24 protein-coding genes are annotated in these 24,504 nt (G+C 61.2%); 15 read left to right on the top strand and 9 right to left on the bottom strand.

All coding sequences use genetic code 11. The features are described from left to right. Positions 1 to 12 precede the first annotated feature (12 nt). The 4 genes from GFU70_RS24265 to dksA form a co-directional block, all read right to left on the bottom strand. On the bottom strand, positions 13 to 2,967 hold the full coding sequence (locus tag GFU70_RS24265; protein WP_165826005.1) for a sensor histidine kinase: 2,955 nt from the start codon (positions 2,965 to 2,967) through the stop codon (positions 13 to 15). Next, positions 2,951 to 3,127, bottom strand: a complete 177-nt coding sequence (locus tag GFU70_RS24260) for a hypothetical protein (protein WP_003176118.1) — start codon at positions 3,125 to 3,127, stop codon at positions 2,951 to 2,953. The genes GFU70_RS24265 and GFU70_RS24260 overlap by 17 nt, the downstream gene beginning before the upstream one ends. 78 nt (positions 3,128 to 3,205) lie before the next feature. After that, positions 3,206 to 4,096, bottom strand: a complete 891-nt coding sequence (gene gluQRS / locus GFU70_RS24255; protein WP_116641327.1) for a tRNA glutamyl-Q(34) synthetase GluQRS — start codon at positions 4,094 to 4,096, stop codon at positions 3,206 to 3,208. Between the two features lie 234 nt (positions 4,097 to 4,330). Further along, on the bottom strand, positions 4,331 to 4,774 hold the full coding sequence (dksA, locus tag GFU70_RS24250; protein ID WP_058542230.1) for an RNA polymerase-binding protein DksA: 444 nt from the start codon (positions 4,772 to 4,774) through the stop codon (positions 4,331 to 4,333). A 351-nt stretch (positions 4,775 to 5,125) separates the two neighbouring features. Here dksA and GFU70_RS24245 point away from each other — a divergent pair, with 351 nt between their 5' ends. Then, positions 5,126 to 6,298: a pyridoxal phosphate-dependent aminotransferase gene (locus tag GFU70_RS24245; protein WP_153388912.1), complete on the top strand. Its 1,173-nt coding sequence runs from the start codon at positions 5,126 to 5,128 to the stop codon at positions 6,296 to 6,298. Further along, positions 6,298 to 7,044, top strand: a complete 747-nt coding sequence (gene sfsA, locus GFU70_RS24240; protein ID WP_153388911.1) for a DNA/RNA nuclease SfsA — start codon at positions 6,298 to 6,300, stop codon at positions 7,042 to 7,044. Before GFU70_RS24245 ends, sfsA begins: the two co-directional genes overlap by 1 nt. Here the strand turns inward: sfsA and GFU70_RS24235 are convergent. Beyond that, a complete protein-coding gene (locus GFU70_RS24235; protein WP_116641330.1) occupies positions 7,000 to 7,317 on the bottom strand; it encodes a Rieske (2Fe-2S) protein in 318 nt (105 codons plus the stop codon). The genes sfsA and GFU70_RS24235 overlap by 45 nt on opposite strands. Positions 7,318 to 7,572: 255 nt before the next feature. Between GFU70_RS24235 and GFU70_RS24230 the strand changes: the two genes are divergently transcribed. From GFU70_RS24230 to GFU70_RS24215, 4 genes are read left to right on the top strand one after another with little or no spacing between them, the layout of a single operon-like run. Next, positions 7,573 to 8,451, top strand: coding sequence for a heme/hemin ABC transporter substrate-binding protein (locus GFU70_RS24230; protein ID WP_153388910.1), 879 nt, complete (start codon positions 7,573 to 7,575; stop codon positions 8,449 to 8,451). A 50-nt stretch (positions 8,452 to 8,501) separates the two neighbouring features. Further along, complete coding sequence (locus GFU70_RS24225) at positions 8,502 to 9,485, top strand: FecCD family ABC transporter permease (RefSeq protein WP_193034317.1); 984 nt, start codon at positions 8,502 to 8,504, stop codon at positions 9,483 to 9,485. After that, on the top strand, positions 9,485 to 10,252 hold the full coding sequence (locus GFU70_RS24220; protein WP_058542149.1) for a heme ABC transporter ATP-binding protein: 768 nt from the start codon (positions 9,485 to 9,487) through the stop codon (positions 10,250 to 10,252). The genes GFU70_RS24225 and GFU70_RS24220 overlap by 1 nt, the downstream gene beginning before the upstream one ends. A 24-nt stretch (positions 10,253 to 10,276) precedes the next feature. After that, complete coding sequence (locus GFU70_RS24215) at positions 10,277 to 11,128, top strand: ChaN family lipoprotein (RefSeq protein ID WP_153388908.1); 852 nt, start codon at positions 10,277 to 10,279, stop codon at positions 11,126 to 11,128. Positions 11,129 to 11,481: 353 nt separating this feature from the next. Here GFU70_RS24215 and GFU70_RS24210 read toward each other — a convergent pair whose 3' ends face one another. The 3 genes from GFU70_RS24210 to GFU70_RS24200 form a co-directional block, all read right to left on the bottom strand. Further along, on the bottom strand, positions 11,482 to 11,754 hold the full coding sequence (locus GFU70_RS24210) for a TfoX/Sxy family protein (protein WP_058542147.1): 273 nt from the start codon (positions 11,752 to 11,754) through the stop codon (positions 11,482 to 11,484). A 220-nt stretch (positions 11,755 to 11,974) separates the two neighbouring features. Next, positions 11,975 to 12,316, bottom strand: a complete 342-nt coding sequence (locus tag GFU70_RS24205; protein ID WP_058542146.1) for a pentapeptide repeat-containing protein — start codon at positions 12,314 to 12,316, stop codon at positions 11,975 to 11,977. A 91-nt stretch (positions 12,317 to 12,407) separates the two neighbouring features. After that, the gene (locus GFU70_RS24200; protein ID WP_058542145.1) at positions 12,408 to 13,964 is read right to left on the bottom strand and encodes an AAA family ATPase; all 1,557 of its coding nucleotides are present in this window, start codon (positions 13,962 to 13,964) and stop codon (positions 12,408 to 12,410) included. A 129-nt stretch (positions 13,965 to 14,093) separates the two neighbouring features. Between GFU70_RS24200 and mrcB the strand changes: the two genes are divergently transcribed. From mrcB to GFU70_RS24185, 3 genes are read left to right on the top strand one after another with little or no spacing between them, the layout of a single operon-like run. Next, the gene (gene mrcB, locus GFU70_RS24195) at positions 14,094 to 16,412 is read left to right on the top strand and encodes a penicillin-binding protein 1B (protein ID WP_058542144.1); all 2,319 of its coding nucleotides are present in this window, start codon (positions 14,094 to 14,096) and stop codon (positions 16,410 to 16,412) included. 16 nt (positions 16,413 to 16,428) lie between these two features. Beyond that, on the top strand, positions 16,429 to 17,148 hold the full coding sequence (locus GFU70_RS24190; protein WP_058542143.1) for a tetratricopeptide repeat protein: 720 nt from the start codon (positions 16,429 to 16,431) through the stop codon (positions 17,146 to 17,148). Next, positions 17,148 to 17,477: a YqcC family protein gene (locus GFU70_RS24185; RefSeq protein ID WP_058542142.1), complete on the top strand. Its 330-nt coding sequence runs from the start codon at positions 17,148 to 17,150 to the stop codon at positions 17,475 to 17,477. Before GFU70_RS24190 ends, GFU70_RS24185 begins: the two co-directional genes overlap by 1 nt. 6 nt (positions 17,478 to 17,483) lie before the next feature. Here the strand turns inward: GFU70_RS24185 and GFU70_RS24180 are convergent, their stop codons facing one another. Then, on the bottom strand, positions 17,484 to 17,906 hold the full coding sequence (locus GFU70_RS24180) for a DUF4124 domain-containing protein (RefSeq protein ID WP_058542141.1): 423 nt from the start codon (positions 17,904 to 17,906) through the stop codon (positions 17,484 to 17,486). A gap of 401 nt (positions 17,907 to 18,307) precedes the next feature. Here GFU70_RS24180 and GFU70_RS24175 point away from each other — a divergent pair, with 401 nt between their 5' ends. The 6 genes from GFU70_RS24175 to msrQ all read left to right on the top strand — a co-directional run bounded on the left by GFU70_RS24175 (position 18,308) and on the right by msrQ (position 24,286). Then, positions 18,308 to 20,032, top strand: a complete 1,725-nt coding sequence (locus GFU70_RS24175; RefSeq protein WP_003205612.1) for an acetolactate synthase 3 large subunit — start codon at positions 18,308 to 18,310, stop codon at positions 20,030 to 20,032. 2 nt (positions 20,033 to 20,034) lie between these two features. Then, positions 20,035 to 20,526: an acetolactate synthase small subunit gene (ilvN, locus tag GFU70_RS24170; protein WP_057450890.1), complete on the top strand. Its 492-nt coding sequence runs from the start codon at positions 20,035 to 20,037 to the stop codon at positions 20,524 to 20,526. Positions 20,527 to 20,571: 45 nt separating this feature from the next. Continuing rightward, on the top strand, positions 20,572 to 21,588 hold the full coding sequence (gene ilvC / locus GFU70_RS24165; protein ID WP_003185459.1) for a ketol-acid reductoisomerase: 1,017 nt from the start codon (positions 20,572 to 20,574) through the stop codon (positions 21,586 to 21,588). A gap of 143 nt (positions 21,589 to 21,731) precedes the next feature. Beyond that, positions 21,732 to 22,577 carry a CDP-diacylglycerol--serine O-phosphatidyltransferase gene (gene pssA, locus GFU70_RS24160; RefSeq protein ID WP_058542140.1) on the top strand — a complete coding sequence of 282 codons (846 nt, stop codon included), beginning with the start codon at positions 21,732 to 21,734 and terminating at the stop codon, positions 22,575 to 22,577. A 75-nt stretch (positions 22,578 to 22,652) separates the two neighbouring features. Continuing rightward, positions 22,653 to 23,666, top strand: coding sequence for a protein-methionine-sulfoxide reductase catalytic subunit MsrP (gene msrP / locus GFU70_RS24155; RefSeq protein WP_058542139.1), 1,014 nt, complete (start codon positions 22,653 to 22,655; stop codon positions 23,664 to 23,666). Next, positions 23,666 to 24,286, top strand: a complete 621-nt coding sequence (msrQ, locus tag GFU70_RS24150; protein ID WP_153388907.1) for a protein-methionine-sulfoxide reductase heme-binding subunit MsrQ — start codon at positions 23,666 to 23,668, stop codon at positions 24,284 to 24,286. Before msrP ends, msrQ begins: the two co-directional genes overlap by 1 nt. Positions 24,287 to 24,504 lie beyond the last annotated feature (218 nt).

The raw sequence follows: 24,504 nt of genomic DNA, 5'->3' as shown, positions 1-24,504 counted from the left end.
CTCTCGACGGTCTCAGTTCACAGCGGACGTCGCTTCGACATGACGCGGCAAAGTCACCCGGATACGGGTGCCGCGTTGGCTTTGTACATCGGCCGGGCTGTCGATGGTGATTTGTCCATAATGCTCTTCAACGATGGAATAGACCAGTGCGAGGCCCAGACCGGTGCCTTCGCCAGGATCCTTGGTGGTGAAGAAGGGTTCGAACAATCGGTCCATGATGTTCTGTGGAATACCGCTGCCTTCGTCTTCGACGATCAGGTCGACCGTGTGTTCGAAGGCTTCGCTCTTGACCCGCACCGCGCTGCCGGCCGGTGAGGCGTCCCGCGCGTTGGATAGCAGGTTGATCAACACCTGGGCGAGCCGCTGGGGGTCGCCATCGACCCAATGATCCGGATCGCACAGGTTGAACAATTGCACCTCGAAATTGCGCCGGTTGAGCGCCAGCAGACCAATGGCGTCCTGGGCCACTTCGGCCAGGCAGACGGGCTCGTCATTGTGCTGGTGACCGCCGGCATGGGCGAAGCTCATCAGCGATTGGACGATGCGCGACACGCGCTTGGTCTGTTCGAGGATCTGGCCGCTGATTTCCGTCAGCTCGCCGTCGTCCTCGCGCTCTTCGCGCAGGTTCTGCGCCAGGCAGGCGATGCCGGTGATCGGGTTGCCGATTTCGTGGGCCACCCCGGCGGCCAATCGGCCGATGCTTGCCAGCCGTTCGGAGTGGACCAGCTTGTCTTCGAGCATCTGGGTATCGGTCAGGTCTTCGACCAGCAGCACCAGGCCGCTGTTACCCGGAGCCAATGGCTCGTCGATCGCCGCCTTGTGCAGGTTCAGCCAACGGGTCTGGCCGTCGAGGGCCAGGTGCTGTTTGTGCAAGTGCTCGTCCGGCAGGTCGATGAAACCTTGCAACAAGCCTTTCCACGGTTCGCCCAGGGTGCTCAGGCGTGAACCGACCACGCGCTGGGCGGCGATCCCGGTGAGCTCTTCCATGGCCTTGTTCCACATCAGGATTTCCTGGTCCTTGGCCAGGGAGCACACGCCCATCGGCAGTTCCTGCAGGGTCTGGCGGTGGTAACGGCGCAAGGCGTCCAGTTCGGCGGCAAGGCCCGTGAGGCGCGAATGGTAATCCTCGAGGCGGCTTTCGATGAAGTGGATGTCTTCGGTGACGTAGTTCTCGCCGCCGGCCTTGTAGGGCAGGAACGTCTCGACCATGTCCTGGGCCACGCTGGGCCCCATCAGGCCGGACAGGTTGGCCTCGATCCGGTCCCGCAGGCGACGCAGGGCATACGGGCGACGTTCATCGAAGGGCAGGTAGAGGTCGCGCAGTGCCTGTTCGACTTCCTTTTGCGCGGCCTTGGCGCCCAAGGGCTTGGCCAGTTGCGTGGCGAACTCCTGGGGCGAGGCGGCATGCAATTCGCGGCGTTGCGGGCGGCGGACATTGTCCACCGCGCAAGCTTCGGCAGCGCTGGCCTCTTCGCTACTGGCGTTGGTGAACAGCGAGATCAGGGTGAACATCAGCACGTTCGCCGCCAGGGAGGCGATGGCCGCCATATGCCAACTGGTGTCGTCGAGCACGTAGATCATGTTCAGCAGCGGAATATAGAAGCCCTGCAGGTTGCCCATCAATGGCAACAGCATCGCGACCAGCCACACCAGGATCCCTGCCAGCAGGCCGGCGATAAAGCCGCGGCGGTTGGCGGTCGGCCAATACAGCACCGACAGCACGCCGGGCAGGAACTGCAAGGTGGCAACGAAGGCGACGATGCCCAGGTTGGCCAGGTCCTGTCCCTCACCCAGCATCAGGTAGAAGCCGTAGCCGGCCATGATGATCGCGACGATCAGCGCCCGCCGTGTCCATTTCAGCCAGCGGTAGATATTGCCTTCGGCCGGTGGCTGGTAGAGCGGTAGCACCAGGTGGTTGAGGGCCATGCCCGACAATGCCAGCGTGGTGACGATGATCAGGCCACTGGCCGCCGACAGGCCTCCAACATACGCCAGCAACGCCAGGGCCTTGTTGTTGGCGGCGATGCCGATGCCCAGGGTGAAGTATTCCGGATTGGTACTGGCGCCCAGCTTCAGGCCGGCCCAGAGGATCAGCGGTACCGCCAGGCTCATCAGCAGCAGGAACAGCGGCAGGCCCCAGCTGGCGCTCACCAGCGAGCGCGGGTTGAGGTTTTCGGTAAAGGTCATGTGATACATGTGCGGCATCACGATGGCTGATGCGAAGAACACCAGCAACAGCGTGCGCCATGGGCCTTCCTGCAAGGGTGTGTGCAGGGCGGCGAGGGCGGTCTGGTTCTGCAGCAGCCACACTTCCAGCTGTTGCGGGCCATCGAACACACCGTACAGGGCATAGAGACCGACGCCACCGATGGCAATCAGCTTGATCACCGATTCGAAAGCGATGGCGAACACCAGGCCTTCGTGTTTCTCCCGTGTGGCGATGTGTCGGGAACCAAAGAAAATCGTGAACAGGATGATCAGTACGCAGAAGCTCAGCGCCACCCGGTGCTGCACCGGCTCGCGGGTCAGGATGCTGATGGAGTCGGCCACGGCCTGGATCTGCAGGGCCAGCAGCGGCAGCACCCCGATCAGCATGAAGATGGTGGTCAGCGCGCCGGCCCAGGTGCTGCGAAAGCGAAAGGCGAACAGGTCGGCCAGTGACGACAGTTGGTAGGTGCGGGTGATTTTCAGGATCGGATAGAGCAACACCGGCGCCAGCAGGAACGCCCCTGACACCCCCAGGTAACTGGACAGGAAACCATAGCCATACTGGTAGGCCAGCCCGACCGTGCCATAGAACGCCCATGCGCTGGCATAGACACCCAGCGACAGGGTGTAGGTCAGCGGGTGGCGGATGATCGCCCGGGGGATCATGCCTCGTTCGCTGATCCAGGCTACGCCGAACAGCACGGCCAGGTAGGCGGCGCTGATCAGGATCATCTGGGTCAGGCTAAAGCTCATCGGCATCTTTTTGGCTCTGCAGGATGAAGGTCACGACAATCAGGATCAGCCAGAGCAGATACGGCCGATACCAGGCACCCGTGGCATCGATCCACCAATCCATGATGGCCGGGGAGAACAGATAAATCCCCACTACCAGGAGCAGGACCAAGCGATAGATATACATCCCGGCCTCTCTAATTTATGCGCGTGCCCAAAAAACGTGCGGCGATGGTAACGGATGGGCGCCAAGCTGCAAGGGCCGTCAACGTATTTGCGCTTCGGGCAGGCTCAGTGTGCGCGGGATCTTGTCCGCGTCCCAGTGGCGAATGCCCCAAGCCAGCAGTTCCCGTGGGCTGGCATCGAGCAGTTCGAGACCCGGTTGCTGGCCCAGCGCACGCAATGCCCGTAACAGCAGCGGCGTGGCCTGATCGGCTGCCAGCGGCGGTGAACGGTAGGATTTACCGAGCTTGTGTCCGTCGGGCTGGGTGATCAGCGGCACGTGCAGGTAACGCGGTTGCGGCAACCCGAGCAGTTCTTGCAGGTAGAGCTGGCGCGGCGTGGAGTCCAGCAGGTCGGCGCCGCGCACGATATCGGTCACCCCTTGCCAGGCGTCGTCCAGGACCACGGCCAGCTGATAGGCGTAGAGCCCGTCGCGGCGGCGGATCACGAAGTCACCGACCTCACGGCCCAGGTGCTGGCGGAACTCGCCCTGGACCCGGTCAGTGAAGTGGTACTCAAGCTCGGGGACGCGCAGGCGGATGGCAGCGTCCTCGGTGCCGTGCCCGGCGTTACGGCACAGGCCCGGATAAATGCCCTGGTACGCCTCCAGTTGCTTGCGCGAACAGGTACAGGCGTAGGCCAGGCCCTGGCTGATCAGCCGGTTGATGACTTGATCGTAGGCGTCATGGCGCTCGCTCTGGCGAACCATCTCGCCGTCCCATTCGAACCCGTAGCTTTCCAGCGCCTTGAGAATCGCCGCTTGCGCGCCCGGTTCTTCCCGGGGCGGGTCGAGGTCTTCCATGCGCAGCAACCAGCGCCCGCCCACGGCCCGGGCATCCAGGTACGACGCCAGGGCGGCGACCAGCGAGCCGAAGTGCAGGTGGCCGCTGGGGGTGGGGGCAAAGCGTCCGATGTAGGGGGCGGTGGCAGTCATAGGGCGAATGTTACTGGGTCTGGGCGGCAGGCATACAAATCTTGATGCCGAAGCATATCCCCTTGCGGGAGCGAGCTTGCTCGCGATAGCGGCCTGTCAGCCACATCACTGTTGGCTGACCCACTGCTATCGCGAGCAAACTCGCTCCCACAGGAGGGCAACAAAGCTTGGAGAAAATATCGGAAACAAAAAACGGAGCGTATGAACGCTCCGTTTCTGTGACAGCCCCGGCAATTACTTGCCGACCTGTTTTTCCTTGATTTCCGCCAGGGTCTTGCAGTCGATGCACAGGTCGGCGGTCGGGCGGGCTTCCAGGCGGCGGATGCCGATCTCGATGCCGCAGGACTCGCACCAACCGTATTCTTCGTCTTCGATCAGTTGCAAGGTCTTGTCGATTTTCTTGATGAGTTTGCGCTCGCGGTCACGGGCGCGCAGCTCAAGGCTGAACTCTTCTTCCTGACTGGCACGGTCGGCCGGGTCGGGGAAGTTGGCCGCTTCGTCTTTCATGTGATCCACGGTGCGGTCGACTTCCTGCATCAAGTCCTGTTTCCACTTGTTCAGGATCTTGGTGAAGTGCGCGCGCATGGGGGCGCCCATGTACTCTTCGCCAGCTTGCGGGACGTAAGGCTCAAACCCGCTGAGCGCGTTATTTTGATTTTGCTTTGCTTGGGTGGGCATGAATGGACCGCCTCTACTCTTGTAATCCACTACGCAGGATTGCTCCATCACCGACACCTGCCGGCCCTGCGGCTGCAAGCGGGCGAACTTACCAGATCAAATCGGGCCGCGCTACTCCCGGTTGTCGAGCCTGCGGCGGCCGGGGCCTGTAAAACGTGGCCGGGTTCGCTTCGGTGAGGATGTAAACCTGCTCAATGCTTGATTCTAGTCAAGCCTGGGCCAATCGCGGGAGTCATTTCCTGCAATCCACGGGCTCAGGCCTATTGCAGTTCGCGCGGATTCGCGCAGTTGTTTCTGACTTGGCTGGAGAGTTGGGTAGAATCGGTTCTTTTTTCCCCTGAAGGAAGGCCAATGGTTCAGCCCTACAGTGCGCGCAGCCGCGCCATCGAACCTTTCCATGTGATGGCGTTGCTGGCCCGTGCCAACGAACTGCAGGCCGCCGGGCATGACGTCATCCACCTGGAGATCGGCGAACCGGACTTTACCACCGCCGAGCCGATCATCCGGGCTGGCCAGGCCGCGCTGGCGGCGGGCAAGACCCGTTACACCGCGGCCCGTGGCATTCCCGAGCTGCGCGAGGCCATCGCCGGTTTCTATGGCCAGCGCTATGGGGTGGAGATTGACCCTCGGCGCATTCTCGTGACCCCGGGCGGGTCAGGCGCGTTGCTGCTGGCCAGCGCCTTGCTGGTAGACCCAGGCAAGCATTGGCTGCTGGCCGACCCCGGTTATCCGTGCAACCGTCATTTCCTGCGCCTGGTCGAAGGGGCGGCGCAATTGGTGCCCGTGGGGCCGGAGGTGCGTTACCAATTGACGCCAGACCTGGTGAACCGTCATTGGGATCAGGACAGCGTCGGTGCGTTGGTGGCTTCACCGGCCAACCCGACCGGGACGATTCTCACCCGGGACGAGCTGGCGGGGCTGTCCAAGGCCATCAAGGGCCACAACGGCCATCTGGTGGTGGACGAGATCTATCACGGCCTGACCTACGGCACCGACGCCGCCAGCGTGCTGGAAGTCGATGACGATGCCTTTGTCCTTAACAGTTTCTCCAAGTATTTCGGCATGACCGGCTGGCGACTTGGCTGGCTGGTGGCCCCTTCGGCGGCTGTCGGCGAGCTGGAAAAGCTCGCGCAGAACCTCTACATCAGTGCGCCGAGCATGGCTCAGTACGCCGCCCTGGCCTGTTTCGAGCCGGCGACCATCGAGATCTTCGAGCAGCGGCGGGCCGAGTTCGCGCGGCGCCGTGACTTTCTGCTGCCGGCCTTGCGTGAGTTGGGCTTCGGTATTGCGGTGGAACCGGAAGGGGCGTTTTACCTCTATGCCGATATCAGCGCGTTCGGCGGCGATGCCTTCGCGTTCTGCCAGCACTTCCTGGAAACCGAACATGTGGCCTTCACGCCGGGCCTGGATTTCGGTCGCCATCAGGCCGGTCACCATGTGCGTTTCGCCTACACCCAGAGCTTGCCGCGGCTAGAGGAAGCGGTGGCGCGCATCGAACGCGGACTACGGAGCTGGCAAGGCTGATGCGTTTTTTCCCTGCGTTGGAAGAAGGTCGCTTGATTCGACGTTACAAGCGTTTTCTCGCCGATATCGAGACCGTTCATGGCGAACTGCTCACTATTCACTGCCCCAACACCGGCTCCATGCTCAATTGCATGGCTGAAGGCGCGCGTGTCTGGTTCAGTCGCTCCAACGACCCCAAGCGCAAGTTGCCCGGAACCTGGGAAATCGGCGAAACCCCTCAAGGGCGGCTCGCCTGCATCAATACCGCGCGAGCCAACGCGTTGGTCGAAGAAGCCTTGCGCGCCGGGGTCATCAGCGAACTGAACGGGTTTACCGGGCTCAAGCGTGAAGTGGCTTATGGGGTGGAAAACAGCCGTATCGATTTTCGCCTGGACTACGACCGAGGCTCGGCCTGGGTCGAAGTCAAAAGTGTCACGCTGGGGTTCGATGGCACGAATGTGGCGGCGTTTCCCGATGCAGTGACCCTGCGCGGGGCCAAGCACCTGAGGGAACTTGCCTGCCTGGCCCGGGAAGGCGTGCGGGCGGTGCAACTGTATTGCGTGAACCTGAGCGGTGTCGATGCGGTGCGCCCGGCACAGGAAATCGACCCGGCGTACGCCGCTGCCCTGCGTGATGCGGTGGCCGCGGGTGTGGAGGTGCTGGCCTACGGGGTCACGCTGACGCCCGAGCAGATGCGGGTGGACCGGGCGCTGCCAGTGTTGCTAGAGCTCGACCCAGATGCCTTGCTCGTCCTCCCGGCTGTCTAGGGTCGCCAGGAACTGCCCGGCGCAGGGGCCAGCCACGCATTCACCGCTCTCGATCAGAAACAGCGCGCCGTGGGTCGCGCATTGGATCAGGCTGGCGCTGGGGTCGAGGAACTGGTCGGGTTGCCATTCCAGCGGCACGCCCCGGTGTGGGCAACGGTTGAGATAGGCATACACCTGGCCGGCGCGCCGCACGGCCAGCACTTTGCGCCCATCGAGGTCGAAACCGCGACTACCGTTGTCGGGCAATTGGGCGGCGGTACAAAGAAACTTCATGTGTGTCTCAATATTTGTCGGAGTGAATCCACTGTGGGAGCGAGCTTGCTCGCGATGACGGCGGCACATTCAGCATCTCAGTGACTGACACGCCGCTATCGCGAGCAAGCTCGCTCCCACAAGGTTTCGTGTGGCAAAAGATCCACGCTTGACGATCAAATGAAAACAATTATCAAATGGAGCCTTCTTCACAGGTGGCTGAGGATACTTGGCCAGGCTCGGTCCTGTGAAAAACTTCTTTGAGGAAGCTGCCCGATGCGCCTGAACATCCGCGTTGTTGCGCTCTGTGTCGCACTGTTGGCCGGCCAGGGGGCCGGCGCGGCCGAATTGCCGCAACGCTGGGTCAGCGCCGGCGGCGCCGTGTCGGAGTGGGTCAGTGCACTGGGGGGCGAGTCGAAGCTGGTGGGCGTGGACTCAACCAGTCAGCATCCTGAATCCTTGCGGGCCTTGCCCAGTATCGGCTATCAGCGACAGCTGTCGGCGGAGGGTGTGCTGAGCCTGCGTCCGCAGATCCTGGTCGGCACCGAGGAAATGGGGCCGCCGCCCGTGCTGGCGCAAATTCGCAGCGCCGGCGTGCAGGTCGAACTGTTCTCGGCCACACCAGAACTGGCGGCCCTGCAGGGCAATTTGCAGCACTTGGGGCAATTGTTGGGAGCCGAGGTCGAGGCGGCGCGGTTGTTCGACCTCTATCAAAAACAGCTCGCCCAGCAACAGACCCGGGTGGCCGAAGCCCAGCGCAAACAAAAGGCTCCCGGCGTATTGCTATTGGTGGGCAGTTCCGGCGGCAAGCCACTGGTTGCTGGCAGGGGCACTTCCGCGGATTGGCTGTTACAGCAGGCCGGCGGTCACAACCTGGCGACCCACAGTGGTTACAAATCTTTTTCCGTGGAAACCCTGGCCAGCCTGAATCCGCAAGTACTGGTCTTTGCTGACCGTGCCTTGAGCGGTGAAAAGGCGCGTGCGGCACTGTTCAGGGAAAACCCGATTCTTTCCTCGACCCGGGCCGCCAGGGACGGGCGTGTCATGGAGCTTGATCCGACGCTGCTGGTAGGCGGGTTGGGCCCGCGGTTGCCACAAAGCTTGGTGACACTGACGGCAGGCTTCTATCCGGCGGCGTCGGCTATGGCGCCATGACCGCGTTGGTCAAATCACGCACCTTATTTATCGGCCTGGGCTTGCTGTGTCTGCTGGCGACCTGGCTGTCCCTGGCCCTGGGGCCGGTGAGCTTGCCGCTGCTCGACACCTTGCGCGCCGCCTTGCGCCTGTTGGGCTTGCCGGTGGCCGCCGATGGTTTGGAGCAGGCCGAACTGATCCTCGGCCAGATCCGTTTGCCGCGCACCTTGCTGGGGTTGGCGGTGGGCGCGGTATTGGCGTTGTCCGGTGTGGCGATGCAGGGGCTGTTTCGCAACCCGCTGGCCGACCCGGGGCTGGTGGGTGTATCCAGCGGTGCGGCACTGGGCGCCGCGTTCGCCATTGTCGGTGGCTCGGCGCTGGGTGGGTTGCCCGAAGCCTTTGGTCCCTACGTGTTGTCGTTGTGTGCATTCCTTGGCGGGCTCGGCGTTACGGCGCTGGTCTATCGTCTCGGCCGCCGCAACGGCCAGACCCATGTCGCGACTATGCTCCTGGCCGGTATTGCCCTGACCGCACTGTCCGGTTCGGCCGTCGGCCTGTTCACCTACCTGGCGGACGACGCGACCCTGCGCACCTTGACGTTCTGGAACCTGGGCAGTCTCAACGGCGCCAGCTATGCGCGGTTGTGGCCGCTGTTGCTGGTCAGCGCTGGTGTGGCGCTCTGGCTGCCTCGCCGGGCCCGGGCGCTCAATGCGTTGTTGCTGGGGGAGTCCGAGGCTGCCCACCTGGGTGTTAATGTCGAAGGCCTCAAGCGTGAACTGGTGTTTTGTACGGCCTTGGGGGTTGGCGCAGCGGTGGCGGCTGCGGGCATGATCGGCTTTGTCGGGCTGGTAGTGCCGCATCTGGTGCGGCTGGTGGCGGGCCCTGACCACCGCGTGTTGCTGCCCGCTTCGATGTTGGCGGGTGCGAGCCTGCTGTTGTTCGCCGATCTGGTGGCGCGCCTGGCACTGGCCCCTGCGGAATTGCCGATCGGCATTGTCACGGCTTTTATAGGCGCGCCGTTCTTCCTTTATCTATTGGTGCGAGGGCGCGCCTGATGCTGCGAGCGCAGAACCTGCACATTCATCGTGGTCGCAAGACGGTGCTGGCGGACGTCGATCTGGCGCTCAACCCTGGCGAAGTACTCGGAGTGCTTGGGCCCAACGGCGCAGGTAAAAGTACTTTGCTGGCGGGGCTGTGCGGCGAATTGCGCCCGGCCCAGGGGCAGGTCTGGCTCGATGACCGGCCACTGGCCCAGTGGCAGGGTGCCGAACGCGCCCGTCGCCTGGCGGTCTTGCCGCAGTCCTCGACCCTGGATTTTGCTTTCCGTGTCGAGGAAGTCGTCGGCATGGGACGCCTGCCGCACCAGAGTGGTCGGCTGCGCGACGAGCAAATCGTCGCCTCGGCGCTGCAAGCGGCAGACGCCGCGCATCTGCATGGTCGCAGTTACCTGGCGTTGTCCGGTGGCGAGCGTCAGCGGGTGCATCTGGCGCGGGTGTTGGCACAGTTGTGGCCAGGTGAAGCGGGGCAAACCCTGTTGCTGGACGAGCCGACCTCGATGTTGGACCCACTGCACCAGCACACCATCCTTCAGGCGGTGCGTGAGTTCGCCAGTCGCGGCGCTGCCGTGCTGGTGATCCTGCATGACCTGAACTTGGCGGCGCGTTATTGTGATCGCCTGTTGCTGCTCGCGTCCGGTCGGCCGGCGGCCCTGGACACGCCTCGGCACGTGCTGCGCCCGGAACCCCTCAAGGCGGTGTTTGGCCTGGACGTGCTGGTGCAAGACCATCCGGAGCGTGGGCATCCATTGATCATTGCCCGCTGAGAGGGCGCCCTGGAGGATACGGACGTGCGTCTGCTCCTGATTCTGGCATTGAGTGTACTGACGGCGTGTCAGAGCATCGCACCGCCCCCACTCGGCGGGCGAATCCGTGATTTGCACAATGGCCAGGCCGTGACGCCCCAGGCATTGGTCGAACGCCTGGCCAAGGCGCCTCGGGTGGTGGTGGGAGAGCGGCACGACAATCGCGATCACCACGCACTGCAGGTATGGCTGCTCCAGGCCCTGGCCGGGCAGCGGGCCCAAGGCAGCCTGTTGCTGGAAATGCTCACCCCCGCCCAGCAGCCACGCGTTGATTCGGTCCGCCAGCTACCCGCCTTGCCAAAGGACCTGCCCGGTGCACTGGACTGGTCGCCGGGCTGGGATTGGAGCCTGTATGGCCCCGTCGTCGAGTTTGCCCTGGCGCAACGCTATCCGTTGCTGGCCGCCAATCTGGACGCCGCCGAGATCCAGCGTTTCTATCGACAAGCGCCGGGCTTGATGGGCACTCGCTCCAATGCCGCTACTGTGAAGGACGAGTTGTTGGGGCAAATCCGTGAATCCCACTGCGGTTTGCTGCCAGAGTCGCAAATGCCGGCGATGCTGGCCGTGCAGCAACAGCGCGATCGACGCATGGCCGAGCGCCTGCTGCAAGCGCCGACACCGGCAATGTTGTTCGCCGGTGCCTGGCACGCTCGAAAAGACGTCGCTGTGCCGCTGCATGCGTTGGATCTTGGCGCCAGCGAGGCGCCCATCGTGCTGATGTTGGCCGAGGAGGGCAGTGAGGTGACGTCGGCCATGGCCGATTACGTGTGGTACACGCCGGCCATGCCGCCACAGGATTACTGCGCGCAGATGCGCAAATCCTACCCAGCCCCGTAGGCGCTGGTGAAGGCTGCGATCTTTTGATCTTTTGATCCTTTGATCTTTCGCTTGAGATTCGGGTGTCGGGGGAAAGATCGCAGCCTCGTTGCACTCGACAGCTCCTACACGGCTTCTACGGGGCGGTGTGGTTCTTCCAGGCAAAAAAAGACCCGGCAAAAGCCGGGTCAAATAACCGTGATTAGCCTGATGAGGAGATATCTGAGAGTCCGAACCAAGGGCTGTTCAAATATCGACCAGTCTCGCGACCGGATGTGGTAATAATAGCGATTCTCATTACCATGTCAAACATTGTTTGACGATTTGTCGAAATAACCTCAAGGCCAGGGTTTTCGCTGGCAACGAAAGGGGGGTCAGGCCTTGTGGCGCGTCGAAATGGCATCCAGTTGTTTATTCAGGGCGTCTTTGCGCTCGGCGGGGATGTCATTCCAATGCACGTCCATCAACGCGCCCTCGATGGCGTACAGCAACACCTTGGACGCCCGGAAGCCACGCGTGCGCACGGCGCGATAGGCGTCCACCGCGCCGAGCCGGCGTAGATCGGAAGCGCTGTGGATGCCCACGGCGTGCAGCCACTGGGCTGATGTCTTGCCCAGATTCTTCAGGTGTTGCAGTTCATCATTCATCGAGCCTCCTTGCGACGGCCGATCGGTGCAGTGGGCAAGCTTCTGAGCAGTGTAGCGGTCAGTAGGAAAAGCGTGATTCTTTGGTGGGATTCGATGCAAAAGCTTCTAATGCATTACGCACGATGGGGTGGGAAAAGGCTGCACTCTCCAGCGCAAGCGGGGGCGCTGGAGATCCGTTCGGTGGTGGCAAGTCCGCGCGTTGGCCGACTTGGTTTACCTGTCAGCGGGTGCGGTAGCGCAGGCGGGTGCCGAAGTTCATCGACATCAGGATCTCGTCCGCAGACAGTTCGGGCGGGAAGTAGGCTCCAGAGATTTGTGCATGGGCCAGGCTCGCGCCTTCCAGTGAAGACTTGCGAAAATCGATACCACGCAGGTCGGCGGAGCGGAAGTAGGCGTCGCTGAAGTCAACGTCGTCCGCGTTCAGTTCCCGCAGGTCAAGGCCTCGAAAGTCGCCGCCGCGCATGTCGACCAGGCCTTGTGGACGTTCGTTGTTGAACCCGGCGATATCATCTTTGCGCAACAAGGCATAAAGCGGGGTATTGAGAAGCTTGGGAAGGCTCATTTCATATCACCTGTTGGTTTTATGACGCCAGTATAGTGCCACTATTTGACGGCCGTGAAGTCGGGCATCGGTTCACGGCCGAAATAGTTAACTACAGGCCTGGCAGGCGTTGACGGATCTGCGCGACCACGATGTCGAGTGTGCCGCTTTCGTTGGTTTGGACCCGTTTGCTGCAGAGAATTTCCGCTGGGGTCAGGGCTTCACGGCTGGATTGTTGTGCGGCAATGACCGCCAGGTTCGCATCGGAGGGGTCTTTCTGGTCGGCCTGACGCTGCGCCAGGCGGCTTTCGATGACCGCTTGCGGCGCCTCGCAATCGAGGATCAGGAACGGAGCACCCGTGGCCTCGGCGATTTTCGCCGCTGCGTCGCGCTGATCACGCTTGAGGTAAGTGGCATCGATCACCACCGGGAATCCGGCGTGCAGGATCACTGCGGCGATTTCATGCAGGCGAGCGTAGGTCGCGCTGCTGGCATCGCTGTTATAAATGCCGGCCTGTGGATCGTTGGGGACCTGTTGCTGGCCGAACAGGCGCTTGCGCTCCACGTCCGAACGCAGGCGGATGGCGCCCAGCGCCTCTACCAGGCGCATCGCGACATGGCTTTTGCCAACGGCCGAAACGCCGTGGGTGATGGCCAGGAAGCGCGAAGGAATGGTGCTGTAGCTCTCGGCCAGGTTGGCGTAGTTGCGGTACTGGCGCAGGGTGGTGGCCCGCTGCACCGGATCGGCTTCGGCTGGCATGCTGAACAGCGCGACTTTTGCCCGGACGAGGGCGCGATAGGCTTTATAGAAGTTCAACAGCTCCAGGCCCTGGTAATCACCGGTCAGTTCCAGGTATTGGCTGACGAAACGCCGCGCCAGCGACTTCAGGCCGCGGTCTTCCAGGTCCATTGCCAGGAACGCGGTGTCGGCGTAGACGTCGGTGAAACGGAACGGTTCGTTGAACTCGATGCAATCGAAAATCACCACCTTGCCGTCGATCACGGTGGCGTTGCCCAGGTGGATATCACCGTGGCATTCGCGGATGAAACCTTCAGCCTTGCGCTGGGTGAGCAGCGGCTTGAGGCGTTCGAAACTGCTTTCGGCCCAGGCTTGCAAGGCTTCGAGTTGCAACAGGTCGGCCTTGTCGTTGAGGAACGGGCGGATCTGTTCGAAGTTCTGCAGCACCGGTGCCATCACGCTTTGCGGGGTGCCAGCGTCGTTTTCGGCGGGCACCTTGGGCGTGGAAAGGTGGAACTGGGCGATCTGCGTGGCCATCTCGTCGATGTGCGCGGTGGTCAGTTCGCCGTTGGCTTGCAGCGTGCTGAGCAGTTGGCTCTGGGGGAACTGACGCATCTTCAGGGCGTATTCGATGGCCGGGCCGTCGCCACCCAGTTGTGGCGCTTCGGCGCTGCCGGTAATCGGCAGGACCTCCAGATACAGATCCTGGGTCAGACGCTGGTTGAGGCGCAACTCTTCGTCACAGAAATGCTGGCGCGCCTCGAGGCTGGTGAAATCGAGGAAGCCGAAGTTGACCGGTTTTTTGAATTTGTAGGCGTATGGCCCAGTGAGCAATACCCAGGAAATATGGGTTTCGATGACCTGAAACCCTTCAACGGGATGCGGGTAGAGGGCCGGGTTTTGCAGGGCAGCGATCAGGGATTGGCTCACGGGCGGTCCTTCAGAGTCTGGAAAAATTCGAGGTCGTCATTATGGCGGCAAGCGACGCGAACGCAAACCGGATGACCTGTGTGGCTGGGCTCATGTTGAACCGCGACAAAGTGCGTATAATCCGCCGCCATGACTCGTACCCGATCTCCCCGTACCCCCAAGAAACCACCCGCCAGCCGCCTGCGGCCCTGGATGGGCTGGGCCCTTAAACTCAGTCTGGTGGGCCTTGTCGTGCTCGCCGGTTTTGCGGTCTATCTCGATGCCGTGGTCCAGGAGAAGTTCTCCGGCAAGCGCTGGACCATTCCGGCCAAGGTCTATGCCCGGCCGTTGGAGCTGTTCGTCGGACAAAAGCTGAGCAAGGACGATTTCCTGACCGAACTCGATGCCTTGGGTTATCGCCGTGAAAGCGTGGTCAATGGCCCGGGGGAGGCCTCGGTCAATGGCAATACCATCGACCTCAACACCCGTGGCTTCCAGTTCTATGAGGGCCTGGAGCAGGCGCAACCGGTGCGGGTGCGTTTTTCCGGCGATTATGTCGCTGCACTGACCGGCGCCAAGAACGCCAGCCTGTCGGTGGTGCGCCTCGAGCCACTGCTCATTGGTGGCCTGTACCCCAAGAACCTCGAAGACCGGATCCTGATCAAGATCGACCAGGTGCCGCCGTTCCTGCTCGATACGCTGATCGCCGTCGAAGACCGCGACTTCTACCATCACTTCGGCGTCTCGCCCAAATCGATTGCCCGGGCCATCTGGGTCAACACCTCCTCGGGCCATATGCGCCAGGGCGGCAGTACCCTGACCCAACAATTGGTCAAGAACTTCTACCTGACCAACGAGCGCAGCCTGACCCGCAAGTTGACCGAAGCCATGATGGCGTTGTTGCTGGAGTTGCACTACGACAAGCGGGAGATCCTGGAGGCCTACCTCAACGAGGTATTTATCGGCCAGGACGGTCAACGGGCGGTGCACGGTTTCGGCCTCGCCAGCCAGTTCTTCTTCAGCCAGCCGCTGTCCGAGCTCAAGCTGCATCAGGTGGCGCTGCTGGTGGGCATGGTCAAGGGGCCGTCTTCCTACAACCCGCGGCGTAATCCGGAGCGTGCCCTCGAACGGCGCAACCTGGTGCTCGACCTGCTGCAACAACAGGGTGTGGCGACGGCCGAGCAAGTCGAGGCAGCGAAAAAGATGCCGTTGGGCGTGACCAAGCGTGGCCGTCTGGCAGACAGTTCGTTCCCGGGCTTCATGGACCTGGTCAAGCGTCAACTGCGTGAGGACTACCGCGACGAAGACTTGACTGAAGAAGGCTTGCGGATCTTCACCAGTTTCGACCCGATCCTGCAGATGAAGGCTGAAGCTTCGGTCAATGACACCTTCAAACGGTTGGCCGGGCGCAAGGGCTCTGATGAAGTTGAAGCCGCGATGGTGGTGACCAACCCGGAAACCGGTGAAGTCCAGGCCATGATCGGCAGCCGCCAGGCCAGTTTCGCCGGCTTCAACCGAGCCCTGGATGCGGTGCGTCCGATTGGCTCGCTGATCAAGCCGGCGGTGTACCTCACCGCCCTGGAAAAGCCGAGCCAGTACACGTTGACCAGTTGGCTGTCGGACGAGGCGTTCTCGGTCAAGGGCGCGGATGGCCAGGTCTGGAAGCCGCAGAACTATGATCGTCGTTCCCACGGCACGGTGTTCCTATACCAGGGGTTGGCGCATTCCTACAACCTGTCGACGGCTCGCCTCGGGCTGGAAGTCGGCGTGCCGAACGTACTCAAGACCCTGGCGCGCCTGGGGGTGAGTCGCGAATTCCCGGCGTTTCCATCGATGTTGTTGGGGGCCGGTGGCCTTACGCCGATCGAAGTGGCGGCCATGTACCAGACGCTGGCCAACGGTGGCTTCAATACGCCGATGCGCGGGATCCGCAGCGTCCTGACCGCCGATGGCGAGCCGCTCAAGCGTTATCCGTTCCAGATCCAGCAACGTTTCGACCCAGCCTCCATTTACCTGATCCAGAGCGCGATGCAGCGGGTCATGCGTGAAGGCACCGGCAGCTCGGTCTATAACGTGCTGCCCCGGACCCTGACCCTGGCGGGCAAGACCGGCACCAGTAACGACTCGCGCGACAGCTGGTTCGCCGGTTTCAGCCAGGACCTGCTGGCGGTGGTCTGGCTCGGACGTGATGACAATGGCAAGACCCCGTTCACCGGTGCCACCGGCGCGCTGCAGGTCTGGACCAGTTTCATGCGCAAGGCCGATCCGTTGCCGCTGGACATGCCGCAACCGGACAACATCGTCCAGGCGTGGGTCGATTCGCGTACGGGGCAAGGTTCCGATGCCAATTGCCCGGGTGCCGTGCAGATGCCGTATATTCGCGGCAGCGAACCGCCACCCGGTGCAGCCTGTGGCGGCACCAATCCCGCCGAATCGGTGATGGATTGGGTCAAGGACTGGATGAATTAAGCAAAGAGGGCTTCAAGTGAACAAGTGGTTGATTCCAGCGGTAACGGCCGTGGCTTTGCTCAGTGGTTGCTCTACCGTACAACGCGGTTCGATTCCGGTCGTTGATTCCGGCACCGCTGTGTCCAACAGCGAGCGCGTCTCGGCCAACGGCGGTTTCCGTCAAACGACAGTGAAGCGGCCGGCGCAGGGCCAGGTCCAGGCAATCCCGCAGGGCGACACCGGTGTCGTCGTGATGGTGCCTGGTGGCGGCGCGACGACCTCGGCGCCGATCAGTGGCACGCCGATCACGCCGGGCCCGATCATCCCGGGGCCTATCGAGACCTCGCCGATCGATCAGGGTAGCTACAGCATGCCTTCGACGCCGAGCAGCATCCCGTCGGCAGGGGCCGGTGGTTTGTCCGCCGATGAACAACTGGACGGCCCGGTGCTGGCCCTGCTGACCACGGCGCAACAGCAACAGGCCGGCGGCGACCTCAATGGTGCGTCTTCCAGCCTGGAGCGTGCCCAGCGTGTGGCACCGCGCGAACCCCAGGTGCTTTATCGCCTGGCCCAGGTGCGCATGGCCCAGGGCGATGCGCCGCAAGCCGAACAGCTGGCCCGTCGTGGCCTGACACTATCCAGTGGTCGCCCGGCACTTCAGGCCAGCCTGTGGGAATTGATCGCTCAGGCCCGTGAGAAACAGGGCGATTCCGCTGGTGCGGCATTGGCCCGTCAGAAGGCCAAGGTTTCGCTCTGATGGATACGCGTTTTCCTCAGATCGCCGATCAGTTGCTGTTGATCGAGCGGGAACTGCGGGTCCAGGGCTGGTGGAGCGATGTTTCGCCTTCGGCGCAGGCACTGGCCAGTGTCGAGCCGTTCGCGGTCGACACGCTGGACTTCGAGCAATGGCTGCAATGGATTTTCCTGCCCAGGATGAAAGCCATCCTGGAAAACGACCTGCCGCTGCCCAACGCCTCGGGCATCCTTGCCATGGCCGAGATGGTCTATGCCCAGCGGCCAGGGCAGGGGATGGAGTTACAGCGGCTGCTGGCGCAGTTCGATCAGTTGATCAGCAACGCCGGCTGACCGACGTTACTGACAGTTCTCCTCGATTTGCTTGCGGGTCTCGTCGATCCGCAGGCGCCGCTCTTCATCGGTGAGGCGGCGCATTTCTCCTTCCACGTCTTCGCGAACCCTGGGGTTGTTCTGCAATTGTGCCAGGTTGGTCCGGGCCTGTTCGCAGAACGCCTTGAGTTGGGCTTGCTGCTCGGCAATCTCTTTCTTGACCTGTTGGTCGATGGCCTTCTGGTCGCCAATGACCCCGCCAGACGGCGGTGCCGCCGGTTTGGCGGGAGGCGGGGCGGACTTGATCACGGTTGTGGCCTCCGTGCCTTCGGGCGGCTGGGCGCTGAAGTGGGTAACGCCTTGGGCGTCCACCCATTTGTAGATCTGACCGGCCATGCACATCGGGCTCAGGCCAACCAGCAGGCTGGCCGTCAAGAAGATCATTCGCATGCTGTTTCCTTGTCATGGGTTGCGCAATTGAAGCTAACACAGTTGCCGTTTAAAGGTTTTTTCTTGCGTTCTCATGCGCTTACTTCGAATAAAGCACATAGACGACTTGACTTGAAGGAGGCGAAACAGAAGAATCCAAAGTCCGCTGTAGAGGGACTGCCAGAAGCAGACCCACTCGGCAGATCATGAGGCGCACATCCGCGCCGACCTGTTACACCCGCAACGCGTTACCTCGCGCTGGGTGGGAAAGGCCCGCAACACTTGGGACGATCCCAATACTTGCTCAGTCAGTGCTGACGTAGTCGGCGACCACCGTCGCTCATGCTCTGCCGAGAAGTAAACCTATTAAGACCCGTCCCTTTCTTGTGGGTCGGTATTCTGGCGTTTTAGAGGTGAACAACGTGGAGCTTTTATCTGGCGGTGAGATGCTCGTCCGCTTTTTGCGTGACGAAGGCGTCAAATATATCTACGGGTACCCCGGTGGTGCTCTTCTTCATGTCTATGATGCCCTGTTCAAAGAACCGGAAGTGACTCACATCCTGGTTCGTCACGAGCAGGCGGCCACCCATATGGCTGACGGCTATGCCCGTGCCACCGGCAAGGCCGGCGTGGTACTGGTGACTTCCGGTCCAGGCGCCACGAACGCCATCACCGGTATCGCCACCGCGTACATGGACTCCATCCCGATGGTGATCATCTCCGGCCAGGTGCCCAGCACCATGGTCGGCACCGATGCATTCCAGGAAACCGACATGATCGGTATCTCCCGGCCGATCGTGAAGCACAGCTTCATGATCAAGCACGCGTCGGAAATCCCGGAAGTCATGAAGAAGGCGTTCTACCTGGCAGAATCCGGGCGTCCGGGCCCGGTCGTGGTCGATGTCCCGAAAGACATGACCAACCCGGCCGAGAAGTTCGAATACATCTTCCCGAAAAAAGCCAAGCTGCGTTCCTACAGCCCGGCCGTACGCGGCCACTCCGGGCAAATCCGCAAGGCAGCCGAAATGCTGCTGGCGGCCAAGCGCCCTGTGCTGTACTCCGGTGGTGGCGTGATCCTCGGTGGTGGCTCCGCGCCGCTGACCGAACTGGCGAAAATGCTCAACCTGCCGGTCACCAATACGCTGATGGGCCTGGGCGCGTTCCCGGGCACCGACCGTCAGTTCATCGGTATGCTCGGCATGCACGGCAGCTATACCGCCAACCTGGCGATGCACCACGCCGATGTCATCCTGGCGGTCGGCGCACGTTTCGACGACCGCGTCATCAATGGTCCGGCGAAATTCTGCCCGAACGCCAAGATCATCCACATCGACATCGACCCGGCGTCCATCTCCAAGACCATCAAGGCAGACGTGCCGATTGTCGGTCCTGTAGAGAGCGTGCTGACCGAAATGGTCGCCATTCTCAAGGAAATCGGCGAGGTTCCGAACAAGGAGTCCGTGGCCAGTTGGTGGAAGCAGGTTGATGAATGGCGCGGCGATCGTGGGCTGTTCCCTTATGACAAGGGTGACGGCAGTGTGATCAAGCCGCAGACCGTGATCGAAACCCTGTGCGAAGTGACCAAGGGCGATGCCTTTGTGACCTCCGACGTGGGCCAGCACCAGATGTTCGCTGCGCAGTACTACAAGTTCGACAAACCCAACCGCTGGATCAACTCCGGCGGCCTGGGCACCATGGGCTTCGGTTTTCCGGCGGCCATGGGCATCAAGTTGAGCTTTCCAGAGGCTGATGTCGCCTGCGTCACGGGCGAGGGCAGCATCCAGATGAACATCCAGGAACTGTCCACCTGCCTGCAATACGGTTTGCCGGTGAAGATCGTGATCCTGAACAACGGTGTGTTGGGGATGGTTCGCCAGTGGCAGGACATGAGCTATGGCAGCCGTCACTCGCACTCGTACATGGAATCGTTGCCTGATTTCGTCAAGCTGGCAGAGGCCTACGGTCACGTTGGCGTGCGCATCACCGAATCGAAGGATTTGAAGTCGAAGATGGAGGAAGCGTTCGCCATGAAGGATCGCCTGGTGGTGATCGATATTGCGGTCGACACCAGCGAGCACGTCTACCCGATGCAGATCAAAGACGGCTCCATGCGCGATATGTGGCTGAGCAAGACGGAGCGTACCTAATCATGCGACATATTATTTCCCTGCTTCTGGAAAACGAACCGGGTGCTCTGTCTCGTGTTGTGGGCCTGTTCTCGCAGCGCAACTACAACATCGAAAGCCTGACCGTGGCGCCAACCGAAGACCCGACCCTGTCGCGTCTGACGCTGACCACCGTAGGGCACGATGAAATCATCGAGCAGATCACCAAGAACCTGAACAAGCTGATCGAGGTGGTCAAGCTGGTGGACCTGTCGGAAAGCGCTCACATCGAGCGTGAACTGATGCTGGTCAAGGTCAAGGCCACCGGCGCCCAGCGCGCCGAGATCAAACGCACTACCGATATTTATCGTGGGCAGATCGTCGATGTCAGCGCCAGCGTCTATACCGTTCAGTTGACCGGTACCAGCGACAAGCTTGACAGCTTCATTCAATCGATCGGCACTGCCTCGATTCTGGAAACCGTACGCAGTGGCGTCACCGGGATTGCCCGTGGCGACAAAGTATTGAGCGTTTAAACCAAATTTGCGAATGGCCTGAACGGCCGGATAGAGAGGAAATTCATGAAAGTTTTCTACGATAAAGACTGCGACCTGTCGATCATCCAGGGCAAGAAAGTCGCCATCATCGGCTACGGTTCCCAGGGTCACGCCCAAGCGTGCAACCTGAAAGATTCCGGTGTTGACGTGACTGTCGGCCTGCGTAAAGGCTCGGCCACCGTTGCCAAGGCCGAGGCCCACGGCCTGAAAGTGACCGACGTGGCTTCTGCCGTTGCTGCTGCCGACCTGGTCATGATCCTGACCCCGGACGAGTTCCAATCGGCGCTGTACAAGAACGAAATCGAACCGAACATCAAGAAAGGCGCCACCCTGGCCTTCTCCCACGGCTTCGCGATCCACTACAACCAGGTCGTGCCACGTGCCGACCTCGACGTGATCATGATCGCGCCGAAGGCCCCGGGTCACACCGTGCGTTCCGAGTTCGTGAAAGGCGGCGGTATCCCTGACCTGATCGCGATCTACCAGGATGCGTCCGGCAATGCCAAGAACGTGGCCCTGTCCTACGCTGCTGGCGTGGGCGGCGGTCGTACCGGCATCATCGAAACCACTTTCAAGGACGAGACCGAAACCGACCTGTTCGGCGAACAAGCCGTTCTGTGTGGCGGTACCGTGGAGCTGGTCAAAGCCGGTTTCGAAACCCTGGTTGAAGCAGGCTACGCGCCAGAAATGGCCTACTTCGAGTGCCTGCACGAACTGAAGCTGATCGTTGACCTCATGTACGAAGGCGGTATCGCCAACATGAACTACTCGATCTCCAATAACGCCGAATACGGCGAGTACGTGACCGGTCCGGAAGTCATCAACGCCGAATCCCGCCAGGCCATGCGCAACGCCCTGAAACGTATTCAGGACGGCGAATACGCCAAGATGTTCATCAGTGAAGGTGCTACCGGCTATCCTTCGATGACCGCCAAGCGTCGTAACAATGCCGCCCACGGTATCGAAATCATCGGCGAGCAACTGCGCTCGATGATGCCGTGGATCGGTGCCAACAAGATCGTCGACAAAGCCAAGAACTAAGTCGCGAGCTTGATCGAAAAACGCGGCTTCGGCCGCGTTTTTTCGTTTGGGCGGTGGCTTCTGGTATAAAGCTGCATCGTTTGCGGGCGAACCGTCGTCCCAGACATCTGTCGAATTTTTCACACCGTTGCAAGGTATTGTCCATGAGCGAACGTCCCGACGAGCCAAACCAGGCTCCTGACGCCGAAAGCCTGTTGCCCATCGATGAACACGTCGAAGAAGGCCATGACGCTGAAGGCCGTAAGGTCCGGCATCGTGGCATCTATCTGCTGCCGAACCTGTTCACCACCGCGAACCTGTTCGCCGGTTTCTATTCCATCATCAACTCCATGAGTGCCCAGGCTGCCTTGAGCGCTGGCGATAGCGCAGGGGCGAGCCGTTACTTCGCGTTCGCCGCCATTGCGATCTTCGTCGCCATGGTGCTCGATGGTCTGGACGGGCGCGTGGCCCGCATGACCAATACCCAGAGCGCGTTCGGCGCCGAATACGATTCGCTGTCCGACATGGTCGCCTTTGGTGTGGCTCCCGCCTTGCTGGCGTTCGGCTGGGCGCTGGGGGACATGGGCAAGGTCGGCTGGATGGTTGCCTTTGTCTATGTGGCGGGTGCGGCGTTGCGCCTGGCTCGTTTCAACACTCAGGTCGGCAAGGCCGACAAACGTTACTTCATCGGCCTGGCCAGTCCGGCCGCGGCGGGTGTCGTGGCAGGCGTTGTCTGGGCATTCAGCGATTACGGGATCCAGGGTTCAAAAATGTCGTTCCTGGTGGCGCTGCTGGTTGCGGCGGCCGGGATGCTGATGGTCAGCAACATCAAGTACAACAGCTTCAAGGAGCTGGACCTGAAGGGCCGTGTGCCGTTCGTGGCGATTCTGGCGGTGGTGCTGGTGTTCGCAGTCGTGTTCAGTGATCCACCGCGTATCCTGCTGTTGGTGTTCCTGGGCTATGCCGCCTCCGGACCGGTGCAATACTTGTTGCGTCTTCGCCGACGCTAAACGTTGCCTTAATGTAATTTCCCCCATACTCCGCAGTCTATTGGTGCATCTGCCCTCCAATACTGCGGAGTTTTTATGCTGATCAAGATCCCCAAGTCGTCCGACTGCCGTGAATCGGACGTCACGCCCGAATCCCTCTATCTCTCCCGTCGGCAAATGCTCGGTGCAACCCTGGCTGGCCTCGCCGTCAGCAGCTTGCCTCAATGGGCCAGTGCTGCCGATGCGGCGCGTTATGCCGATGTCGAGCCCGGCAAGGCGCCGTCCTGGTTTGCCGAGAAACTGCCTTCAGTCCAATGGGGTGCGATCACGGTCAAGAATGAGCCCATCACGCCGTTCAAGGACGCAACCCATTACAACAACTTCTATGAGTTCGGAACCGACAAGGGAGACCCGGCAGCCAATGCTGGATCGTTGAAGACCGAGCCCTGGAGCGTGGTCGTGGACGGGGAGGTGGGCAAGCCGGGACGCTACGGGTTGGAAGACTTCATGAAGCCATATCAACTGGAAGAGCGTATTTATCGATTGCGCTGTGTCGAGGCCTGGTCGATGGTTATTCCGTGGATTGGCTTCCCCATCTCTGCATTGCTCAAGCAGGTTGAGCCGACCTCCAAGGCCAAGTACATCCGCTTCGAAACCCTGCAGGATCCCAAGGTCATGCCGGGGCAGCGTTCCGGTTTCGCCTTGATCGACTGGCCGTATGTCGAAGGCTTGCGATTGGATGAGGCCATGAATCCGCTGGCCATTCTGGCGGTGGGAATGTACGGACGGGAGTTGCCGAACCAGAACGGCGCGCCGCTGCGGTTGGTGGTCCCATGGAAATACGGTTTCAAAAGTGTGAAGTCCATCGTACGTATCAGTCTGGTGAGCGAGCAGCCGAAGACGACTTGGCAAAGCATTGCGTCTGACGAATATGGTTTCTATGCCAACGTCAATCCGACGGTTGATCATCCGCGGTGGACCCAGGCGCATGAGCGTCGTTTACCAAGCGGGCTGTTCAGTCCCAATGTTCGCGATACGTTGATGTTCAACGGCTATCAGGATGAAGTCGCTTCTTTATATACAGGGATGGACCTGAGGAAGGACTACTGATGCGTTTTCCAGTCTGGCGAATTAGCGTTTTCATCGCGGCGGCAGTCTGGCCGCTGTTCTGGCTTTACGAGGCCTTGATGAACTCGCTGGGTCCTGACCCGGGCAAGGTGCTGGTGGATCGGCTTGGGTTGGGCACGCTGATCCTGCTGTTGATCACCTTGAGCATGACACCGCTGCAAAAGCTGACGGGATGGGCGGGGTGGATTGCGGTCAGGCGGCAGTTGGGGTTGTGGTGCTTTGCTTATGTGGTGCTGCATTTGAGTGGGTATGCGGCGTTCATACTGGGATTCGACTGGTCGCAGTTGGGCGTCGAGCTGAGCAAACGGCCTTACATTATTGTCGGGGCCCTTGGGTTTCTTGGCCTATTGGCGCTGGCGGTTACATCCAATCGCTACAGTCAGCGGCGGCTTGGCGTGCGCTGGAAGAAATTGCATCGCCTGGTCTATCTGATTCTGGGGCTTGGGTTGCTGCATATGCTGTGGATCGTGCGGGCGGATCTGAAGGAGTGGGCGATATACGCCTTCATAGGGGCCGTACTGTTGATGCTAAGAGTCCCGCCAGTTAAGCGCCGGATCCCGCGTTTACTGGGCAGGAAAGTGCCTTCTGCAACAAAAGCGTAATTAGGGGTTGACGGCAGATTCTGGAAGTCTATAATTCGCCCCACTTCCGGCGCAGTCGAAACGGAAAACTCCTTGAGATTCAATGAGTTAAGTAAGTTTCGAAGGTGTTGGGCTTCAGTTCATCGAAGCCCGGAAGGAGCAGGTAGAGCAGTGTTGTTTGGCTCTATCGGCGGTTCGATCTTCTCGGTCGAAAGCGGTGAAAAAGAGGTGTTGACAGC

It is taken from the genome of Pseudomonas brassicacearum (assembly GCF_009601685.2).
GTDB classification, from domain to species: domain Bacteria; phylum Pseudomonadota; class Gammaproteobacteria; order Pseudomonadales; family Pseudomonadaceae; genus Aquipseudomonas; species Aquipseudomonas kilonensis_B.
The sequence above is the reverse complement of the archived record's forward strand: the minus strand, read 5'-3'. Positions and strand labels throughout refer to the sequence as shown.

Bases quoted from the DNA above. Each gene is read 5' to 3' on its own strand.
- GFU70_RS24265 (WP_165826005.1), bottom strand. From the start codon at position 2,967: ATGCCGATGAGCTTTAGCCTGACCCAGATGATCCTGATCAGCGCCGCC.
- GFU70_RS24260 (WP_003176118.1), bottom strand. From the start codon at position 3,127: ATGTATATCTATCGCTTGGTCCTGCTCCTGGTAGTGGGGATTTATCTG.
- gluQRS (WP_116641327.1), bottom strand. From the start codon at position 4,096: ATGACTGCCACCGCCCCCTACATCGGACGCTTTGCCCCCACCCCCAGC.
- dksA (WP_058542230.1), bottom strand. From the start codon at position 4,774: ATGCCCACCCAAGCAAAGCAAAATCAAAATAACGCGCTCAGCGGGTTT.
- GFU70_RS24245 (WP_153388912.1), top strand. From the start codon at position 5,126: ATGGTTCAGCCCTACAGTGCGCGCAGCCGCGCCATCGAACCTTTCCAT.
- sfsA (WP_153388911.1), top strand. From the start codon at position 6,298: ATGCGTTTTTTCCCTGCGTTGGAAGAAGGTCGCTTGATTCGACGTTAC.
- GFU70_RS24235 (WP_116641330.1), bottom strand. From the start codon at position 7,317: ATGAAGTTTCTTTGTACCGCCGCCCAATTGCCCGACAACGGTAGTCGC.
- GFU70_RS24230 (WP_153388910.1), top strand. From the start codon at position 7,573: ATGCGCCTGAACATCCGCGTTGTTGCGCTCTGTGTCGCACTGTTGGCC.
- GFU70_RS24220 (WP_058542149.1), top strand. From the start codon at position 9,485: ATGCTGCGAGCGCAGAACCTGCACATTCATCGTGGTCGCAAGACGGTG.
- GFU70_RS24210 (WP_058542147.1), bottom strand. From the start codon at position 11,754: ATGAATGATGAACTGCAACACCTGAAGAATCTGGGCAAGACATCAGCC.
- GFU70_RS24205 (WP_058542146.1), bottom strand. From the start codon at position 12,316: ATGAGCCTTCCCAAGCTTCTCAATACCCCGCTTTATGCCTTGTTGCGC.
- mrcB (WP_058542144.1), top strand. From the start codon at position 14,094: ATGACTCGTACCCGATCTCCCCGTACCCCCAAGAAACCACCCGCCAGC.
- GFU70_RS24185 (WP_058542142.1), top strand. From the start codon at position 17,148: ATGGATACGCGTTTTCCTCAGATCGCCGATCAGTTGCTGTTGATCGAG.
- GFU70_RS24180 (WP_058542141.1), bottom strand. From the start codon at position 17,906: ATGCGAATGATCTTCTTGACGGCCAGCCTGCTGGTTGGCCTGAGCCCG.
- ilvN (WP_057450890.1), top strand. From the start codon at position 20,035: ATGCGACATATTATTTCCCTGCTTCTGGAAAACGAACCGGGTGCTCTG.
- ilvC (WP_003185459.1), top strand. From the start codon at position 20,572: ATGAAAGTTTTCTACGATAAAGACTGCGACCTGTCGATCATCCAGGGC.
- pssA (WP_058542140.1), top strand. From the start codon at position 21,732: ATGAGCGAACGTCCCGACGAGCCAAACCAGGCTCCTGACGCCGAAAGC.
- msrP (WP_058542139.1), top strand. From the start codon at position 22,653: ATGCTGATCAAGATCCCCAAGTCGTCCGACTGCCGTGAATCGGACGTC.
- msrQ (WP_153388907.1), top strand. From the start codon at position 23,666: ATGCGTTTTCCAGTCTGGCGAATTAGCGTTTTCATCGCGGCGGCAGTC.